Annotated in this window: 14 protein-coding genes; 8 read left to right on the forward strand and 6 right to left on the reverse strand. The window is 66.0% G+C overall.

All coding sequences use genetic code 11. The features are described 5' to 3' along the window. Positions 1-132: 132 nt before the first annotated feature. From CH249_RS21385 to CH249_RS21395, 3 genes are all read right to left on the reverse strand, one after another. Positions 133-1,821, reverse strand: coding sequence for a DEAD/DEAH box helicase (locus CH249_RS21385; protein WP_094682755.1), 1,689 nt, complete (start codon positions 1,819-1,821; stop codon positions 133-135). Between the two features lie 278 nt (positions 1,822-2,099). Next, the gene (locus tag CH249_RS21390; RefSeq protein ID WP_045195121.1) at positions 2,100-3,056 is read right to left on the reverse strand and encodes a M56 family metallopeptidase; all 957 of its coding nucleotides are present in this window, start codon (positions 3,054-3,056) and stop codon (positions 2,100-2,102) included. A 23-nt stretch (positions 3,057-3,079) separates the two neighbouring features. Next, positions 3,080-3,496 (reverse strand): BlaI/MecI/CopY family transcriptional regulator, encoded by a 417-nt coding sequence (locus CH249_RS21395; protein WP_032398122.1) that lies wholly within the window; start codon positions 3,494-3,496, stop codon positions 3,080-3,082. 200 nt (positions 3,497-3,696) lie between these two features. Between CH249_RS21395 and CH249_RS21400 the strand changes: the two genes are divergently transcribed. Together CH249_RS21400 and CH249_RS21405 are read left to right on the forward strand one after the other, a co-directional pair. Beyond that, entirely contained in the window at positions 3,697-4,998 is a 1,302-nt protein-coding gene (locus CH249_RS21400) for an esterase family protein (RefSeq protein ID WP_094629464.1), read from the forward strand. A 92-nt stretch (positions 4,999-5,090) separates the two neighbouring features. After that, positions 5,091-7,658 (forward strand): bifunctional lysylphosphatidylglycerol flippase/synthetase MprF, encoded by a 2,568-nt coding sequence (locus CH249_RS21405; RefSeq protein WP_094682915.1) that lies wholly within the window; start codon positions 5,091-5,093, stop codon positions 7,656-7,658. Between the two features lie 9 nt (positions 7,659-7,667). On the opposite strand, the gene CH249_RS21410 is transcribed toward CH249_RS21405, so the two are convergent. From CH249_RS21410 to CH249_RS21420, 3 genes are all read right to left on the reverse strand, one after another. Further along, a complete protein-coding gene (locus tag CH249_RS21410; protein WP_037189260.1) occupies positions 7,668-8,537 on the reverse strand; it encodes an ABC transporter ATP-binding protein in 870 nt (289 codons plus the stop codon). Further along, positions 8,534-9,544, reverse strand: coding sequence for an iron chelate uptake ABC transporter family permease subunit (locus CH249_RS21415; protein WP_256988460.1), 1,011 nt, complete (start codon positions 9,542-9,544; stop codon positions 8,534-8,536). Before CH249_RS21415 ends, CH249_RS21410 begins: the two co-directional genes overlap by 4 nt. A gap of 83 nt (positions 9,545-9,627) precedes the next feature. Continuing rightward, complete coding sequence (locus CH249_RS21420) at positions 9,628-11,103, reverse strand: iron ABC transporter permease (RefSeq protein ID WP_082323575.1); 1,476 nt, start codon at positions 11,101-11,103, stop codon at positions 9,628-9,630. Positions 11,104-11,310: 207 nt separating this feature from the next. Here CH249_RS21420 and CH249_RS21425 point away from each other — a divergent pair, with 207 nt between their 5' ends. The 6 genes from CH249_RS21425 (at position 11,311) to CH249_RS21450 (ending at position 17,114) form a co-directional block, all read left to right on the forward strand. Continuing rightward, entirely contained in the window at positions 11,311-12,048 is a 738-nt protein-coding gene (locus CH249_RS21425) for a hypothetical protein (protein ID WP_373453530.1), read from the forward strand. Positions 12,049-12,316: 268 nt separating this feature from the next. Then, positions 12,317-12,733 (forward strand): PaaI family thioesterase, encoded by a 417-nt coding sequence (locus CH249_RS21430; protein WP_037189975.1) that lies wholly within the window; start codon positions 12,317-12,319, stop codon positions 12,731-12,733. A gap of 5 nt (positions 12,734-12,738) precedes the next feature. Next, entirely contained in the window at positions 12,739-14,019 is a 1,281-nt protein-coding gene (locus CH249_RS21435) for an aldolase/citrate lyase family protein (protein WP_143544572.1), read from the forward strand. An 85-nt stretch (positions 14,020-14,104) separates the two neighbouring features. Next, positions 14,105-14,737: an urease subunit gamma gene (locus tag CH249_RS21440; protein ID WP_045195131.1), complete on the forward strand. Its 633-nt coding sequence runs from the start codon at positions 14,105-14,107 to the stop codon at positions 14,735-14,737. Further along, positions 14,737-16,458, forward strand: a complete 1,722-nt coding sequence (locus CH249_RS21445; RefSeq protein WP_045195133.1) for an urease subunit alpha — start codon at positions 14,737-14,739, stop codon at positions 16,456-16,458. Before CH249_RS21440 ends, CH249_RS21445 begins: the two co-directional genes overlap by 1 nt. Further along, the gene (locus CH249_RS21450) at positions 16,458-17,114 is read left to right on the forward strand and encodes an urease accessory protein UreF (RefSeq protein ID WP_094629446.1); all 657 of its coding nucleotides are present in this window, start codon (positions 16,458-16,460) and stop codon (positions 17,112-17,114) included. The genes CH249_RS21445 and CH249_RS21450 overlap by 1 nt, the downstream gene beginning before the upstream one ends. The last annotated feature ends 17 nt before the right edge of the window (positions 17,115-17,131 follow it).

The following is a 17,131-nucleotide window of genomic DNA, read 5'->3' on the forward strand; positions in this document are numbered from 1 at the left end:
TCGCGCGAGCCAACCCCCCCGGCCGGTGTCGAAGCCGGCCACCGCCAACGACGAAGGGTGCCGCATTCGCGAAGAATGCGGCACCCGTTCGTGCATTTCGGGTCGGATCACGACCTCACGGTGACGAACCGATCAGTGGCTGCGAGCCGGACCGTCGAAACCGTCGTACGAACGCCGTTCCGTGCGGCTGCGGAAGCCGCCGGACCGGTGCTCGTCCTGGCGGGGACCGGATGCCGGACGGCGATTGTCGGAGCCACGGCCTTCGTATCCACGACCCTCGGAGCCGCGGTACGAGCCCGAATCGGAGCGACGCGGACGATCGCCCTGGTAGCCCTCGCTGCTGCGGGGGTTGGATCCCTGGTATCCGCCGCCGCTGCGCGGGTTGGAGCCCTGGTAGCCGGTGCGGGGACGGTCGCCCTGGTAGCCCTCGCTGCTGCGGGGGTTGGATCCCTGGTATCCGCCACCGCTGCGCGGGTTGGAGCCCTGGTATCCGCCACCGCTGCGGGGGTTGGAGCCCTGGTAGCCGGGACGGCTGTTCCGGTCGCGGGGAGCGGACTCGGCGCGCAGGGGCTCACCGGTCGGCTTCTTCGCTCCGGTGATGCTGTTCAGCTCGGCCGAACCGGGCGAGACGTTGACGGCGGTGGCCTTGACGCCGGCCATCCCGGTCAGACGCAGAACCTGACGACGCTGGTTGGGCAGCACGATCGCGACAACGGTGCCCTTCTCTCCCGCGCGTGCCGTACGTCCCGCGCGGTGCAGGTAGTCCTTGTGGTCTGCGGGCGGATCGACGTGGACGACCAGGTCGATACCGTCGACGTGGATTCCACGAGCAGCAACGTCGGTGGCGACGAGGACGGGTGTACGGCCGTTCTTGAAGCGCTCGAGAACACGGGTGCGCTGATTCTGAGCCTTGCCACCGTGCAGTGACTCCGCGGCGATACCGAGCGCACGCAGGCGGTCGGTGATTCCGTCGCAGCCCAGCTTGGTACGCGCGAACATGATGGTGCGACCGCCTTCGCGGGCACCGATCTCGGACAGAACGAGATCCTTCTGACCCCGGTCGACCATGAGCACGTAGTGATCCATGGTGCGGACGCTGGCTTTGCCGTCCTGGGTGGAGTGCTCGACGTGATCGGGCAGGAACTGGCGTACCAGCGACTGAACCTCACGGTCGAGGGTGGCCGAGAACAGCATGCGCTGTCCGTCTGCCGGAGTGTCGGCGAGGACGGCACGAACCTCGGGCAGGAAGCCCATGTCGGCCATCTGATCGGCCTCGTCGAGCGCGGTGATCTCGATGGAGTCCAGGATGCAGGTGCCCTGACGCAGATGGTCGGCGAGGCGACCCGGGGTGGCGACGAGGACGTCGACTCCGCGCCGGAGCTGCTCGACCTGCTTGTTGAACGGGGTGCCGCCGACGGCGGGCATGACGCGCAGGCCCTGCGCATTGGCGTAGGGAGCGAGGGATTCGACAACCTGGAAAGCGAGTTCGCGGGTGGGGACCAATACGAGCGAACGCGGGCGCTTGGCCGCCGGGCGGTCGGTGTGCAACGACAGGCGCTGCAGAATCGGCAGGCCGAAGGCGAGGGTCTTGCCCGAGCCGGTCTGCGCACGGCCGAGGACGTTCTTACCGGCGATGGCGTCGGGGAGTGCCTTCTCCTGGATGGGGGAGGGCACGGTGATCGAGTTGCGCGCCAATGCGGCGACGACTGCCTCGGGCAGTCCGAGATCGGCGAACGTGAATGCCGGTGCCGCTGCGGGCGTCGGGACTGCCGTGGTGTCGGAAGCGGTGGAAACGGGTGTGTTGGAAACAGCGTGGGTCACGCAGTAAAGCCTCTCCGGATTGCGGGCACGCCAATAAGCCCGAAGCTGAGAGCACCCGAAGAACCGGGAAACACGAAAAACAGCCAGAACACATTGATACGAGCCAGGGCACTGTCACCTGGCCATCAGAATGCAGACGAGAACTGCATAAAGTGGGGCTGTTTGTGCCATTTCGATTGCTAGGCCGCGATGGCGACCGGTCTCTACTGTACGGGACGTACCGCCGATTGTTCGACTCGAGTCGATGTGACCTGTGCGACCCCGATCGCCCGAGGGACTCACCCGACGAGCTTGCTCAATTCCTCCAGCCACGGCATGGCGACGTAGATCGTGGGAAGAACGAGGATCACCACGGCCGCAGCGTAGGCAGCCGCAGCGATGCGCACATCGGCACCCGGGCCGCTCAAGCGCTGGACACGGATGAGGGTGTGCGGCCCTCCGGCCGCCATCGCACCACGCGGTGCAGTCGACCCGGCGCAGGTGACCAGTGCCCTGGCCAACGGTGTGGGTCCGGTGACCTTGACCGCCGAGTCGTCGGCGAGCAGCTCGACCAGCAGCTGCACGCTGCCGAGCGCCGACTTGCTGCGGACGATCCGAGGGAACGCTTCGTTGACGGCGGTGAATGCTTCGAGTACCAGGTCGTGGCGGGCGCGCAGGTGTGACCGCTCGTGACTGAGGATGGCAGTGACCTCCGCCTCGGAAAGACTGGCCAACGTTCCACGGCTGAGCACCACCCGCTGACGCAGACCCGGTAGGCAGTACGCGATCGGTTCCGCGGCGTCGAGCACGCGGATGTCTGCATCGCGGAGACCACGGAAAGGGTTCTCGCCCCGATCGCTTCGATCCAGCAGATCGACGAGCACGCGATGCCTGGAACGTCGACGACGGGTTCTGACCGCTACCTGAACGACGGAGAACATGAGCTTGGCACCGATGCCGAGCGTGATGGCGAGGACGACGACGTAGAGGATCCACAGGGGCAGGCCGAGAGCGTCGATCTCGTCGGTCGGTGCCGTCGTGGGCCGACCGTCCGGACCGGGGACCAGCAGCAGTCCGCCGATCGCGAGGCCCGAGCTGAAGGCCGAGAGCACAGCAGCGAGGGCAATTGCCTGCCAGAGCACCAGAGCCGCGCGTGGTGACCGGTACGGCCAGCTCGCGCGGGCGAGCACTGCCGGAACCGGCCCAGCCAGGATCAGCGCGAGTACTGCGAATACCAGCGCAGTCGTCGAGTTCATGTCCTCACTTACTGCCGCGAGCGTCAGTCCGTCGGACGGCCATCTCCAGCCGAAGGGGACTTCGATGTCGATTGTGCCACTTCCAGAGCGGCGAGCGCCTCACGGAGGGCGGCGGCTTCGTCGGCCCCGACCTGTCCGACGAAGTGGACGAGTGCCGCTGCGCGTCCACCCGATGCCGGTGCCTGCGACAGCGCGTCGACCATCAGGCTCGCGACCAGCTCGTCGCGGCCGTGCAACGGGGCATAGCGATGCGCTCTGTCGTCGCGTTGCTGCACGACCAACTTCTTCTTCGCCAGCCGCTGCAGCACCGTCATCACTGTCGTGTACGCGAGTTCGCGATGCGTCGCCAGCGCCTCGTGCACCTGTCGAACGGTCTGGGGATCCGACGACTCCCACAGATGGTCCATCACTGCACGCTCTAGTTCACCAAGACCAGCCATTCGTCCGAGTCTACGGCTACTCCGACGCGGATGCGTACTACTCGTGGTAGTACCGACCTGTCGGCAGGTGTGGGATCGGTCATAGGCGGTGTCGCGACGAATCGGCGGGTCTCGACCGCGGGAATCCCGCGGCGAATATTCTGTGCTGTGATCGTGCCGCCCCTCGGCCCGACTTTCGAGAAGTGAGCGGAGACGAAGGCGTGGACTGGTTCGATTCCCTGTCGTTGATCGACGGCCCGGTACCGGTGATCGTGTCCGTTCTCGGTGCCCTCGGTGGTCTGTGGCTGCTCTTGTCGAGATCGCGGCGATACGCTACGCGTGCGCTGCCGATCGCCGCGACGGCATCGATCGTTGCCACGACGATCGGCTACGTGGTGGTCGAGAAGGTGTGGCGACCGTTCCCGGACCCGATAGAGACCGCGATCTACGTGTGGATCGGCGTCGGTCTCGCTGCGTTGTTCACGATGGTTCCCAGGTCTTTGGCCGCTCGAGGGGTGCTGGGCACCTCGGCGTCCGTGCTGGCGACGGTGTTCGTGGTGGCGGCGTCGGCCCTGCACGTCAACCTGGAGTTCGACGCATACCCCACCGTGGGCAACGCTCTCGGGGCCGAGTCCGCGGCGCGCATTCAGTTCTCGGATGTGCCCGCTGCGGTGGCACAGACCGTCACCGGCACGCCGCTCGACTCGGTCTGGACCGCGCCCGCCGACCTGGCGTCCGCCGGGAGAATCACCTCCGCCTCCATTCCAGCCACTGCGTCGAACTTCTCCGCACGAGATGCGCAGATCTACCTGCCGCCCGCCTACTTCGCCGATCCTCGTCCGCTCCTTCCGGTCCTCGTGCTGCTCGCCGGTCAGCCGGGAGCACCCGAGGATTGGCTCAACGGTGGGAAGCTCGCCGAGACCATGGACAACTTCGCTCGCGATCACGCGGGCCTCGCGCCGGTCGTCGTCGTCGCGGACGGAACCGGGTCGTCGATGGCCAACCCGCTCTGTGTCGACTCACCCCTGGGCAACGTTGACACGTATCTCTCCCGCGACGTTCCCGACTGGATCGACACTGCGCTGCAGGTCGATCCGAATCGCGCGCACTGGGCGATCGGTGGATTGTCCTACGGCGGTACGTGTTCGATACAGATGGCGACCAATCATCCCGATGTCTATCCCACGTTTCTCGACCTGTCCGGTCAGCGTGAGCCGACTCTCGGCGATCGAGACCGAACGGTGCAGCAGGCCTTCGGAGGAAACTCCGCGGCGTTCACTGCCGTCAATCCGCTCGACCTGCTGAAATCACGTCGGTACCCCGACTCGGCCGGTATTTTCGTCGTGGGGTCGGACGACAACGACTACAAACCGGGCCAACAGGAAATGTACGACGCGGCGAAGGCCGCCGGAATGGATGTGCAGTACGTGGAGGTACCGGGCGGACACAGCTTCGCTGTGTGGTCGGAAGGCCTCCGACGTGAGCTCCCATGGTTGGCGACGAGGACAGGGTTGATTTCGTGAACGTGACCGATCCGGAACGACCGTCCGCGGCCGACGCCGAGGCACCGACTTCGGGTGTGGCAGGCGCGCACGATCCCGGCGAACCGTCCTGGATGCGCACGCGCACCGAGTCTCTGAGGTCGGGTGCGTCTGCGGTGATGCGCCAGCTTCGCCGGCTGTGGTCGCTCATCGTGTTCGGTGCCGTGGGAGCACCGGTCAGTTTCGCGTTGCTCGCCGTCGTCTGGGTGATGGGCATCGTCGCCGCTGTCGTGGACGACCGGGGCGAGATGGACAGGTACTTCGCTGTGGGCATCATGCCCTTCGAGCACTGGCACCTGTGGACCCCGCTCACCTCGGGTCTGGCGGCACCCAACATCGCGGGATGCGTGGTGGCCACTATCGGGGTGTTGGTCGCCGCCGCTCCGATCGAGCGCCGGATCGGATCCCGTCGCTTCGCCGTCGCGGCCTTGGTGACCCAGGTGGCCGGTTCGCTGTTCGGCCTCGGTCTTGCGGTCCTGGCCAAGACCTTCGACGCGGATTGGGGGTTCCGGTTGCACGTCGGAACCGCTGTGGGTCCGACGACCTGGATCTTCGGCGTCGTCCTGGTCGCGACCTCGCGGATGGATACGTTGTGGCGCAGGCGTATTCGTGTCGGTGTGCTGGCCCTGTTGGTGACGTTGGCTCTGTTCGGTGGGCACCTGCAGGACGTCGTTCGGCTCGCCGCGGCGGTGATCGGTCTGATCGTGGGCCCGTGGATCGTCGGTCGGTCGGCGCGTGGCCCGCGATTGGCCGGTACCCAACGCGAGGGTCGGGTCCTGGTTGCGTTGATCGTCGCCGCGAGTGCCCTCGGCCCGGTGCTGGCGGCACTGAGCCCCAACGCTGTCGGGCCGTTCGCTGTACTTCGTGATGTGGTGCGGGGGGTTCCGTACACGGCGGCCGAGGTGCGCGAAATCTGCGCCGACGCGACCACCGATCCGGTCGAATGTCGTCGTGGTCTGCTCGATCTCAGGCTCGGGGGAGTCGGTCCGACGATCCTGAGCATCATGCCGTCCCTGTTCCTGCTCGTGGTCAGTGACGGCCTGCGTCGAGGCAGGCGTTTCGCGTGGGCGATGGCGGTGGTCTCGCAGGGAATTCTGCTCGCACTGTCGGTGGCCAACTTCGCAATCCGGTTCCTCGAGTCCGGTGACGACCAGTCCCTGTTCTACGGATTGGAATCGCCGACGGCGTACCGCACTGCGGTGCCGTTCCTGCTGCCACTGATCGTGTTGCTGGTCCTGATCGTCACGCGCAAGTTCTTCGACGTCTCGGCACCTTCGGGTACCTACCGTCGATGGGCGGGCTCGGTGGTCGGAGTGGCGGTCGGACTCGCCCTGATCTACTCGATCGGTGGATATCTGGCCCGTGATGGCTTCGCCGATTCACCGTCCTTCGGCGGATTGCTGGTGGACTTCCCACAACGACTGGTTCCCCCGGTCTACCTGCAGTGGCTCGAACCCGCCCTGCTACCGCAGAGCACGCCGACGACCCTGCTCTTCGAGTGGACCGGCGTGGTGTTCTGGGTGGTGGTCTGTGTGCTCGCCGCCAGCACGTTCCTCACCCCGGTGTACGGCACCGAGACCGACGCCACCGAACGCGCTCGCGGATTGCTCATGTCGAGCAGTGGGTCTGCTCTGTCGTGGATGACGACCTGGCGCGGCAACAAGTACTGGTTCGGTCCGGACGGTCGCAGCTACGTCGCCTACCGGGTCATCTCCGGCGTGGCGCTGACCACCGGCGATCCGGTCGGTCCGCGGGAGTCCTTGCGGGACAACGTCGTCGACTTCGCCGAGTTCGCGTCCGAGAACGGCTGGATCCCGTGCTTCTACTCGGTCACTCCCGAGGTCCGCCGCATCACCGACTCCCTCGGTTGGGGTGGAATCCAGGTCGGTGAGGAAACGGTTCTCGACCTGGACGGAATTGCGTTCACCGGCAAGCGATTCCAGGACGTGCGGACTGCACTGAACAGAGCGAAGAAGGCCGGCGTCGTCGCCGAGTGGATTCGTTTTCCTTCTGCTCCGCTGGCGATCACGGACCAGATCACTGCGATCTCGGAGGAATGGGTCGCGGACAAGGGCATGCCCGAGATGGGCTTCACCCTCGGCGGTCTCGAGGAGGTCGACGACGAGAACGTGCGGTGCCTGATCGCCGTCGACGAGCACCGGACCGTGCACGGCGTGACCTCGTGGATGCCGGTGTACGAGGACGGCGTCATCGTCGGATGGACGCTCGACTTCATGAGACGCAGATCCGAGGGCTTCCGGCCCACGATGGAGTTCCTCATCGCATCGGCCGCTCTGCTGCTCGAGCAGGAGGGGGCCCGATTCCTCAGTCTCTCGGGCGCACCCCTGGCCAAGGTCGACGAGAAGCAACCCGAACACGTCTCCAGTGTCGAGCAGTCGACGCTGTCGGGGCTGCTCGAGCGGCTGCTGGACGTTCTCGGACGCACGCTCGAACCCGTCTACGGATTCCGTTCCCTACTGGCGTTCAAGTCGAAGTTCCAGCCTCGCTACGAGCCGATGCACATGACCTTCGCGGATCCGGCCGCACTGCCCAGCATCGGCAATGCGATCGGCCGGGCATATCTGCCGGACGTGTCGATCGGTCAGGGTGTCAAGCTGGTGCGCACGATGATCGAGCGGTGAGACTGCGCGCTACCGCTCGGTGGAAGCACCTGCGGTGGTGTGGCTCTCGGACCGTACGGGTCCACCGACCGACCCGTACACGTGCCGGGTGCCGATCGGAACGATGAGGGGACGATCGGACATCGGATCGTCGATCACGGCGGCTTCGAGGCCGAACACGTCGAGGAGCAGTTCCTCGGAGATGACGTCCTGTGGCCTGCCGGACGTGACGATCCGGCCCTGCTTCATCACGATCAACCGGTCGCTGTAGCGAATCGCCAGATTCAGATCGTGCAGGACCATGACGATGGTGCGGCCCAGTTCGTCGTGCAGGCGGTCGACGAGATCGAGGACCTCGATGGAGTGCGCCAGATCGAGGTAGGTGGTCGGCTCGTCGAGCAGAAGGATGTCGGTGCCCTGGGCCAGCGCCATCGAGATCCACGCGCGTTGCCGTTGGCCACCGGACAGTTCGTCGACGGGTCGGTCGGCGAGGTCACCGACCCCGGTCAGTTCGAGTGCGTTCGCCACCTCGGCCTCGTCGTCCGAGCTCCACTGCCTGATCCACGACTGGTGCGGGTGACGACCTCGTGACACGAGATCTGCGACGGTCAGTCCTTCGGGAGCGGTCGGTGCCTGAGGCAGCATCCCGAGGGTGCGTGCCACTTCTTTGGTCTTCATCGAAGAGATGGCCCGACCGTCGAGCATCACGCTGCCGGCCTTGGGCTTGAGCAGACGGCCGAGTGAACGCAGCAGCGTCGACTTCCCACAGCCGTTGGGTCCGATGACCGTGGTGATGACCCCGGTGTGGATCTCGAGATCGAGGTGCTCGACGATGACGCGGTCGCCGTAACCGAGGCTCAGATCGTTCGCGATCAGACGCGAGGTGTGGCTGGTTGTCATACGGAGGCCTTTCGATTACTGCGAACGAGTAGGTAGAGCAGGAACGGTCCGCCGAGGGCCGACGTGACGATGCCGACCGGGAGCTCGACGGGCAGAATCGTGCGAGCGATCAGATCGCTTCCCACGACGAGCAATCCGCCGAGCAGTGCCGACGCGATGATCGGGGGGCCGGGCGTTCGCAGCACCCTCAGCGCTATCTGGGGAGCGGCGAGCGCCACGAACCCGATGGGTCCCGCGGCGGCGGTTGCGATCGCGGCGAGTGCGACGGCAGCGAGCAGCATCATCGCCTGACTGTGTTGCAGACGAATTCCGAGAGATCGTGCGTTGTCGTCGCCGAGTCGCAGGGCACCGAGCGTGAACGTCGCGACGACGGTGCCGCCACCGACCAGGACGACGGCAATGGCAACCGGCCAGACCGCGGCCCAGTCCGCTCCGTTGAGCGACCCGTTGAGCCAGACCTGAGCGCGGGAGACGTCGTTGATGTCGGCGCTGATCAGCAGCCAGCCGACCACGGCGGTGAGCATGGCGTTGACGGCGATGCCGACCAGAATGAGGCGGAACCCGTCGACGCCCTTTCGCCAGGCGAGGGCGTAGATGGCGATCGCGGTGAGCAGCCCGCCGAACAGTGCAGCGAGAGGAAGACCGAGGGTGGCCAGCAGCCCGCTGAAGCTGCCTCCGCCGAGCACGATCAGCGCGACGGCCGCGGCACTGGAACCGGCGGTGATTCCCAGGATGTCGGGGCTGGCAAGGGCATTGCGAGAGATCGATTGTGTGATCGCGCCGGAGATACCGAGGGCGGCCCCGACCAACAGCCCGGTCAGTGAACGGGGCAGTCGCAGGTCCATCACGATGAATCGTTCGATCCTCGAACCGCCGCCGAGCAGTACGTCCAGGACCTGCGCGATCGACAGCGGGAAGTCGCCTCGGCCGATGTTCACGCACATGACCAGCACCAGCGCCGCCGCCAGGAGGACGGTCGTCAGGACCATCAGTGGCCGTCGGACCATCGAGATCGGACCGAAGCGGAACGCCGGCCGGGTGCGAACGCCACCCCGGCCGGGCGTCGGTGTAGGGGACTTCAGGTCGGCGGTCACAGGCCGACCAACTTCCGGCGTCGGACGAGAGCGATGAAGAACGGCGCTCCGATCAGTGCCAGAACGATGCCGACCTGAAGCTCGCCCGGGCGCACCACGACTCGCCCGATGACGTCGGCGATCATGAGCATCACGCCGCCCATGAGACCCGCATAGGGCACGAGCCAGCGGTAGTCGGGACCGGTCACCGCGCGGGCGATGTGCGGAACGACGAGGCCGACGAACGCAATGGGCCCGCATGCTGCGGTCGCTGCGCCGGTGAGCAGGGTGATGGCGAGGATGCCGACGGTGCGGGTGACCGCGATGTTGGTCCCGAGCGATCGTGCGACGTCCTCGCCGAGGCTCATGACGTTGAGGCCGGGTGTGCTCGCCAACGCGATGAGGACGCCGATCACCAGGAACGGCAGAACCTGCCACAGTACGTCGAGACCGCGTCCTGCAACGGATCCGACCACCCAGAAGCGGTAGCCGTCCAAGCTGGTCTGATCGAGCAGTACGACGGCGTTGGTCATGGCCGAGAGAAAGAATGCGACGCCGGCTCCGGCCAGCGCGAGATTGACCGGACTCGATCTGCCGGACCCGATCGACGACAGGCCGAACACCACGATGCTCGCCACCGCCGAACCGGCGAACGCGAACCACAGGTACTGACTCGGTGAGGTGAACCGGAACAGGTAGATGGCCATGACGACGAAGAACGCCGCCCCGGAATTGAGGCCGAGCAGGCTGGCGTCGGCCAACGGATTGCGGGTGTGCCCCTGGATGAGAGCGCCTGCGATGCCGAGCGCAATTCCCACGACCAACGCGAGCACCGTGCGGGGAACTCGCAGCGTGCGCACGATGATGTCGGTGTCGGTGCCCGTCGAATTCAGCAGGGCGTGGGCGATTTCGGCGAAGGTCAGTGGTCGCGCGCCGATGGCGATGCTGGCGAGTATTCCGGCGACGAGAGCTGCGACCAGGACGGCCAAGCCGAGCAATCTTCGGCGCCGAATCGCGGCGACCGAACCGTCCTTGGGAATCGGCTCGAATCCCTCCGCTGCCGCGGTCTTCTCTCGAACGATCTCGGACGACGAAGCGTCGATCCCGAACTGGCGCCGGAGGGCACGGCGAACACCGATGGGACCGTGCGTGGCGCTGTCACGCAGTGTCAGACCCATCCAGCGGCGGCCGGTGCTCTGGCCTTCGTTGCCGTCGCGGTAGCCGCGATTCCAGACGAACAGGGCTACGGCGACGCCCACCGCGATGGTGCCGAACACGATTCGGTCCGCCTGGCCGCCGCCGTTGTCGTCGCGAAGAGCATCGACGATCGACCAGCCGACGAACAGAGGGACCAGCACGATCAGTGCGTCGATCGCGGCTGCAGCGATGCGGGAGCTACGCGGCGGCGGCCCGGTGGGCACGTCTTCGGTCCCGTACGGCTCGTCGGAAGACCGGCGTGCGCCGTGGGGGCCGAGTAGCGGAGCTGTTGTCACAGTGCTCGTGACTCCTCGCTGTTTTCGAAGGGACTCGGTTTAGGTTACGGAACCCTTCCTCGACATGTGAGGTGAGGTAAGGGTAGCGGTGCCTGACCCGCTTTACGATCTGGTTAGGCTAACCTACATTCAATGGGTAGGGGTGCGACGCGTGCACCCGCCGAGAACCTAAGGAGCGATCAGGTGTCAGTTGCAACAGCGTCATACATGGGCTGGGCCGATGTGCATCGATTCTCGAGTCGATCCGGCGGGGCGGCGCTGTTGGCCGACTCGTGCGCGACCCTGCGTGCACTCAACCCCGATTACCCGCGGATGTACGCGGTGGCAGCCATGGCGAACGAGGGCAAACGCCGTTGGTGGCAGTTGGCGGTGGGTCTCGACGACGGTCGCGTCGAGCAGATGTATCGACGATCGCTCGAGGATCTCGATGTTCCCGAGGCTGCGGCAGTGCAGGTCGCAACGGCCCTCATTCACGCCGTCGTCGGACGAGTGGCCGCGTTGCTGGTTCTGGAGGCACGCGCCTGGGATCCGGGCATCGACAATCTGTGGATCCACATGGACAGTGACGGCGGGATCGATTGGGCTGGAGTGGCATCGCCGATCCTGCGAGTGCTGCCCGGGGATTCCGCTGCGGGTGAGCCCGGCACGGTCACACTGCCATGTGAACAGGCTCTGTTGGTCTGGACTGCGCATCGATGCACGACGTCGCTCGGCGCGGTGTTCCGGGCGATCGCCGACCGCGCACCGCTGGATGCGCGTGTCTTCTGGGCTCTGGTGGGTGACGCCATCCTCGGGGCCTCGACGTATGTGCCGATTCTGGCGGGGGCGAGCGCATCGGCAGGTGCGCGCCGGGGTCAGATGCTGCTCGACGCCATGGTCGCCGCCGGTGCTCCCGTGCGATCACGCGTCGGGGTTCCGGGGCGAGCGAGACTGCGGGCATCGTGAAGGCCTTGCGCCACAACTAAGGTTTGCCTATGCTGACTTCGTACCAACGGACCGCGCCGGAGTCCTGAGGGCTGCAGTGACTCCCGGTCCTTGCCACGGTGGGTCTCTCGTTCTTCGACGAACGAGAGGCCCACCGATTTTTGTGGGTCGATCGTCGTGTATCTCTGAACGGGAGTCGACAGCCGAGTCGGCCACACTCTCGACGCAACCGGAAGGCACAGCAATGACGGACTCGAACGGCACCACGGGGGAGACCTCCTTCGACACGATGACGCCGGAACAGCTCACCGAATTGTGTGCAGGAGGGTTCGACGGGGCCGTCGGCCTCCGATACCTCGAGGTCTCCGGCGACAAGGTACGCGCCGAATGGACCGTCACCCCGCAGCTTCATCAACCGGCGGGAATCATGCACGGGGGCGTGCTGTGCTCGGTGGTCGAGTCGGTGGCGAGTATCGGCGGATCGGCCTGGTTCGGCTCCCGGGGACACGTGGTCGGCACCAACAACAACACCGACTTCCTGCGCGCGTCTCGATCGGGAACCCTGACCGCGCACGGACATCCGATTCATCGGGGCCGCACCCAGCAGCTCTGGCAGGTCGACATGACGGACGAGAGTGGACGCCTGGTTGCTCAGGGCAAGGTCCGGCTGGCGAATATCGAAAACACCGCGCATCTGGGACAGTGATGCCCATGACGGGACACAGCGACAGCGCCGACTCTTCCTTCCGGTCGGGCGCAACGGGACTGACTGCCGACGCGTTCGATCGCCTCGAATCACTCTTCGGTCCCATCGACGACGAACTCGCGCAGCATTATCCAGGTGACCGAGTCGGTGGCCAGCCCTCTCACACCGTCTATGTGTCGGCCGCTGATGCGTCGGCGGCTGTGCCGGCCGAATGGGGTGCCGCCGCCCTGGCAATCCTGGACGCCCACCCCGAGGCGTTCGCCGGACTCGACACCCAGAACGCTATGCCTCTCGTGCGCGACCGGCTCGGCAGTGCGCCCATCCAGGACCTCAGATTCGATTTCGAGGACGGTTACGGGTGGCGATCCGATGTCGTCGAGGACCGTCACGCGACCACGGTCGGGGCTGCCCTGGCCACTCTTGCCGACGATCCGGCTGGTCCGACGTGGCTCGGAATTCGCGCCAAAGGGCCTGCCGCACATGAGCGTCGGCGTGGAATCCGCACCCTCGAGCTGGTCCTGGACGGAGCCGGGGGAGTGCCGGACGGCTTCGTGTTCACCGTACCCAAGCTCCGTGCCGTCGAGCAGGTAGCCGCTGTGGTCGCCTTGTGCGAGGAACTCGAACGTGCGCACGGTCTGCCCGATCGAGCCCTTCGATTCGAGCTGCAGATCGAGAGCCCACAGGCGGTGATCGGGGCCGACGGCACGGCGACCCTCGCGCGGGCGATCACCAGGGCGGACGGCCGCTGCACCTCCCTGCACTACGGGACCTACGATTACAGCGCCGCCTGCGGAATCACCTCTGCGCAGCAATCACTCGCCCATCCGGTGGCAGACCATGCGAAGAACGTGATGTTGGTGGCAGCGGCACAGACCGGGGTATGGGTGTGCGACGGTTCGACCCAGGTGGTGCCGACGGGCGATCCGACGCAGGTGGCGGCATCCGCTCGTCGACACTTCGAGCTGGTCACCAGATCCCTCGAGCGCGGCTTCTATCAGGGTTGGGACATGCATCCCGGCCACCTGGTGACGCGATGGCTTGCCACCTTCGGCTTCTTCCGTCAGGCCATGCCGGTCGCTGCTGCTCGGCTGGGCAGCTACCTCGATCGCCAGGGTGGTGAGGTGATGGACGAACCGGCGACGGCGCAGGCGTTGGCAGGCGTTGTGGTCCGAGGCCTGGATTCGGGCGCGTTCGGCATCACCGAGCTGCAGAACGTCGCTGCCGGCATCGACCGAGACGTGCTGCGGGGACTGCTCGATCGATCGGTGACCGTGCCGCTCGGATGAGAGACGTCGGCGCGCTCCGCTGCCGACGGGTCGCAAGCGTGTCAGAATTGCCGAGCACCATCACCGATCGGGACGGAGAACTCCAATGCGGTTGTCTCCGCACGAGCAGGACCGACTGCTCGTCAGCTACGCGGCCGAACTCGCTCGGCGTCGCCAGGCACGCGGCCTCAAACTCAATCACCCCGAGGCGATCGCGGTCATCACCGATCACCTCCTCGAGGGTGCCCGCGACGGACGATCCGTCGCCGACCTGATGTCCTCGGGACGCGAGATTCTCGGTGCCGACGACGTGCTCGACGGTGTGCCCGAGTTGCTCCCCGAGGTGATGGTGGAAGCGACTTTCCCCGATGGTACGAAGCTGATCACCGTGCACGAGCCGATCTCCCCCAAGCGGGGTGACGGTCACCTGATTCCGGGCGAGATCATCACCGTCGCAGGCGACATCGAGATCAACGAAGGTGCCGAGGTGATATCCATGGCCGTCGTCAACGCGGGAGATCGCCCGGTGCAGGTGGGTAGTCACGTACATTTCCCGCAGTCCAACGCTGCGCTGCAGTTCGACCGCGAGAGGGCGCACGGTTGCCGCCTCGACATACCCGCGGGCACGGCAGTGCGTTTCGAGCCAGGAATCGAACAGACGATTCGGCTCGTGCCACTCGGTGGCACGCGCGAGGTCCACGGATTGAGCATGACACCTCCCGGAAAGTTGGACAGCTGATGGCGCGCATGAGCCGCAGTCGATACGCCCAGTTGTTCGGCCCGACTACGGGCGATCGAATCCGCTTGGCAGACACCGATCTTCTGATCGAGGTGACCGAGGACCGCAGTGGTGGACCAGGCACAGCCGGTGAGGAAGCCGTGTTCGGCGGCGGCAAAGTCATCCGTGAATCGATGGGGCAGTCCCGAGCCACCCGCGCGGACGGCGCTCCCGACACGGTGATCACGGGAGTGGTCGTCGTCGACTACTGGGGAATCATCAAGGCCGATCTCGGTATTCGCGACGGACGGATCGTGGCACTGGGCAAGGCGGGCAATCCCGACACCATGACCGGGGTGCATCCCGATCTCGTCATCGGCCCGTCCACCGAAATCATCGCGGGCAACGGGAAGATCGTCACGGCCGGCGGCATCGACTGTCACGTCCACCTGATCTGCCCGCAGATCAAGGAGGAGGCTCTCGGTGGCGGCATCACCACCGTGATCGCAGGCGGTACCGGACCCGCCGAGGGCAGCAAGGCCACCACCGTCACCCCGGGTGCATGGCACCTGTCCCGGATGCTCGAGTCGCTGGACGATTGGCCGATGAACATCGTGCTGCTCGGGAAGGGCAACACGGTCAATCCCGACTCGATGTGGGAGCAATTGCGCGCAGGCGCATCGGGATTCAAGCTGCACGAGGACTGGGGGTCGACTCCCGCCGCGATCGACGCGTGCTTGCGCGTGTGCGAGGACGCAGGTGTTCAAGCTGCTCTGCACTCGGACACCCTGAACGAGGCCGGATTCGTCGAGACCACTCTCGATGCGATCAAGGGACGCGGAATCCACGCGTATCACACCGAGGGTGCTGGCGGCGGGCACGCACCCGACATCATCACCGTGGCGGCGCAGCCGCACGTGCTCCCCAGCTCGACCAACCCGACCCGGCCCCACACCGTCAACACCCTCGACGAACATCTCGACATGCTCATGGTGTGCCATCACCTCAGTCCATCGATTCCGGAGGACCTGGCTTTCGCCGAGAGTCGAATTCGTCCGTCGACGATCGCAGCCGAGGATCTGCTGCACGACATGGGTGCGATCTCGATGATCGGCAGCGATGCTCAGGCCATGGGCCGGATAGGTGAGGTCGTCCTGCGTACTTGGCAGACGGCGCACGTGATGAAATCTCGTCGCGGATTCCTGGCCGGCGACAACGGAGCCGACAACAACCGCGTCATGCGCTACGTCGCGAAATACACCATCTGCCCAGCCGTCGCACACGGCCTCGACGACGAGATCGGTTCGATCGAACCGGGCAAACTCGCCGACCTGGTGCTGTGGGATCCGGCCTTCTTCGGCGTCCGTCCACACATGGTCGTCAAGGGCGGCATGATCGCGTGGGCAGCCATGGGCGATGCGAACGCGTCCATCCCGACCCCGCAACCGGAACTACCTCGTCCGATGTTCGGGGCGTCACCCAAGGCTGCGGCCGCGACATCGTTGCATTTCGTTGCCCCGCAGGCGATCGAGGACGGACTGGCCGGGCGTCTGAACTGCGATCGCCGGCTCGTTCCGGTCAAGAACGTGCGCGGTGTCAGGAAGTCGGACATGGCACTGAACGACGCTCTACCCGATATCCGAGTGGATCCCGACACCTTCACCGTCCGCATCGACGGTGACGTGTGGACCGAGCAGCCGGCAACCGAACTGCCGATGGCGCAGCGATACTTCCTGTTCTGATGCCCGATGCCCGCCTCCAGGTGACGACGCTTCTCTCGCTTGCCGATTCACGCCTCCCCACCGGTGGCCACGTGCACTCGGGCGGCGTCGAGGAAGCGATCGCCTCGGGGTTCGTTCGAGACATCACGACGCTCGAAGCGTTTCTGCGACGCCGTATCCGAACCTCCGGAGCGACTACGGCGTCCATTGCCGCATCGCTGGTGCACGGGTCGTCGAGCACGGACCGGGCCGATGCCGAATCCGACGCACGAACCCCGTCCCCGGCCGCCAGATCTGCCTCCCGCGCTCAGGGTCGCGGACTGCTCCGGCTGGCCAAGTCCGCCTGGCCGCACCATGATTGGTCGTCGATCGGACGAAAGCCGCACCTCGCTGTTGCTGCAGGGCATGTCGGACTCGCGGCGGGTCTGTCGGTGGCGGACACGGCCGCGGTGCAGGTCTACATCACCATGACCGGGTCGGCGATCGCCGCGCAGCGTCTGCTCGCCCTCGACCCGGCCGAGGTAGCGGCGACCACCATCCGGTTGGGTGACTTCTGCGACGACGTGACCGCCGCGGTGTGCGACTGCCTGCCCGAGCTGATGGAGTTGTCGGATCCCTTGCTGGACATGTTCGCCGAAGCCCACGCCATCCGCGATCGGCCGTTGTTCGTATCCTGAACACGGATCCGTTTTTC

The organism is Rhodococcus sp. 05-2255-3B1 (genome assembly GCF_002258545.1).
Classification (GTDB): Bacteria; Actinomycetota; Actinomycetes; order Mycobacteriales; family Mycobacteriaceae; genus Rhodococcoides.

Excerpts from the sequence above, each read along its gene's own strand:
- CH249_RS21390 (WP_045195121.1), bottom strand. The coding sequence starts at position 3,056 with ATGAACTCGACGACTGCGCTGGTATTCGCAGTACTCGCGCTGATCCTG.
- CH249_RS21395 (WP_032398122.1), bottom strand. The coding sequence starts at position 3,496 with ATGGCTGGTCTTGGTGAACTAGAGCGTGCAGTGATGGACCATCTGTGG.
- CH249_RS21405 (WP_094682915.1), top strand. The coding sequence starts at position 5,091 with ATGCGCACGCGCACCGAGTCTCTGAGGTCGGGTGCGTCTGCGGTGATG.
- CH249_RS21410 (WP_037189260.1), bottom strand. The coding sequence starts at position 8,537 with ATGACAACCAGCCACACCTCGCGTCTGATCGCGAACGATCTGAGCCTC.
- CH249_RS21415 (WP_256988460.1), bottom strand. The coding sequence starts at position 9,544 with ATGGTCCGACGGCCACTGATGGTCCTGACGACCGTCCTCCTGGCGGCG.
- CH249_RS21425 (WP_373453530.1), top strand. The coding sequence starts at position 11,311 with ATGGGCTGGGCCGATGTGCATCGATTCTCGAGTCGATCCGGCGGGGCG.
- CH249_RS21430 (WP_037189975.1), top strand. The coding sequence starts at position 12,317 with ATGACGCCGGAACAGCTCACCGAATTGTGTGCAGGAGGGTTCGACGGG.
- CH249_RS21435 (WP_143544572.1), top strand. The coding sequence starts at position 12,739 with ATGACGGGACACAGCGACAGCGCCGACTCTTCCTTCCGGTCGGGCGCA.
- CH249_RS21440 (WP_045195131.1), top strand. The coding sequence starts at position 14,105 with ATGCGGTTGTCTCCGCACGAGCAGGACCGACTGCTCGTCAGCTACGCG.
- CH249_RS21445 (WP_045195133.1), top strand. The coding sequence starts at position 14,737 with ATGGCGCGCATGAGCCGCAGTCGATACGCCCAGTTGTTCGGCCCGACT.
- CH249_RS21450 (WP_094629446.1), top strand. The coding sequence starts at position 16,458 with ATGCCCGATGCCCGCCTCCAGGTGACGACGCTTCTCTCGCTTGCCGAT.